This is a genomic window from Vibrio genomosp. F10 str. 9ZD137 (assembly GCF_049974785.1).
GTDB lineage: Bacteria > Pseudomonadota > Gammaproteobacteria > Enterobacterales > Vibrionaceae > Vibrio.
This window is the reverse complement of record NZ_JBNGCJ010000872.1, coordinates 1-1,860: the sequence shown is the minus strand read 5'-3', so window position 1 is coordinate 1,860 and position 1,860 is coordinate 1. Positions and strand designations below refer to the sequence as shown.

Here is a 1,860-nt window from a genome sequence, read left to right as displayed (position 1 = left end):
CTATGCCCCTCGGCATCGCAACACACTTGAGCGATGCTGACAAAACGCATGACCAGCTGATGTCCCTTCCTATTGCTTTAGTTAAAGGCCGTTTAACGGAGACGCTGCTAGAAAAAGGAAAAGAAAGAACGCTCCTATTTGCAAACAGCATTGATGAAGCGATGCAATGGCTCAGTACTGGGAAAGTCACGTCGGTGGTTGATGCATTACCAGTATTAAACAGTTATAGAGATACCACCTATTCCAGTGACCTTAATATTAGCCCCTTACAGCGCAATAAACCCGTCGAATATTACTTATCAATGAAGACGGATGACCAAAGGTTAATGGATGCGATAGCTTTAGCGATAGCTAACGTGACTGATAAGCAATGGCAAGCACTGAATAAAAAATGGCTAAACCAAAAGTTGAAGCACGAAGCCTTGGTACCGTATGCAGAACTGATGGCGTTAACTGAACAGCCGGCTCTTCAAAATCAAATGATAGAGCAAGACATCAACGGATCAGCCCATTATCTCTACCTAGCACCGATGGGCGATCCTACGAGTGCAACCGAGTACTTTGCCGTTATTGTCCCTCATCAAGTTGTGATTGATAAGGTGATCCCCAAGGTACTAACATCGATGGGATTGAGCTTCATGATTTTGTTTCTCTTGTTGCCTGTTGCCTGGGTATTTGGTAACCCGATCGTCAGACCCGTGGATCTACTGACAAAAGAAACGTATAAAATTTCTCTGCGTCAGTTTGACGATGTTCATCATGTTCAATCACGTATTAAAGAAGTGTCTGAGCTGTCTGATTCTATGATGGATATGGTGGAAGAGATTAAGCGCTATCAAAAGTCGCAAGAAGAATTTGTCGAGTCGTTTATTCGTTTAATTGCTCAAGCGATCGATGAAAAATCCCCTTATACTGCTGGGCATTGTAACCGAGTGCCTGAAATAGGGATGTTGCTGGCGGATGCTGTGGAAAGTGTGCAAGAGGGTAAGTTTAAAGATTTTAAGTTTGCTAATGATAAAGAGAGAAAGGAGTTTCAGATCGCCGCTTGGCTTCACGATTGTGGAAAGATAACGACCCCAGAGCACATCGTAGACAAGGGCAGCAAATTGGAAGCCAATTATAATCGAATCCATGAAATTAGAACACGCTTTGAAGTGCTATGGCGTGATGCTGAAATTCACTACCTCAAGAAATTGCTCAATGGAGAGGACAACAAGCAAACTATAAATAGCGAGCAAACCGACAAACAGACAGAACAAGCATTGATGGAAGAATGGCTGGCTCGCCAGGAGCAGTTAAAAAGTGATTTCGAATTTATCGCGACATCCAATGTAGGCAGTGAATTCATGGGCGAAGAGCAAGTGAAACGAATCCATCAGATAGGGCAACAAACCTGGCAACGCTATTTTGATGATGCTTTAGGGCTTTCACCGTTTGAAGAACTCTCCAAAAAACGCAGTGACCAACCATTGCCGGTGACTGAAACGCTGCTGAGCAATAAACCAGAGCATATTATTAAAAGAATACGGCCGTTAGAGTTTGATCCTAAATTTGGTATTAATATTGAGGTACCGGAACATCAATACAATCTGGGTGAACTTTATAATCTATCCATTAGAAGTGGAACGTTAACCAAAGAAGACCGTTTTAAAATCAATGAGCATATGATCAGCGGAATTAAAATGCTCAATAATCTGCCATTCCCGCCAGAGCTAAGTCGTGTGCCTCGTTACGCTTCAACCCATCATGAAACATTAAAAGGAACGGGTTACCCTCGTAAACTCACTCGTGATGATCTTTCGATTCCAGAGCGAATACTCGTGATTGCCGACATTTTTGAAGCATTAACCGCCGCCGACA

Annotated in this window: 1 protein-coding gene; it reads left to right on the top strand. The window is 43.0% G+C overall.

Annotated features, from left to right (window positions below; translation table 11 throughout):
• A partial coding sequence (locus ACP45E_RS19590; RefSeq protein ID WP_141707440.1) for an HD domain-containing phosphohydrolase occupies nt 1-1,860 on the top strand: 1,860 nt, incomplete at both ends.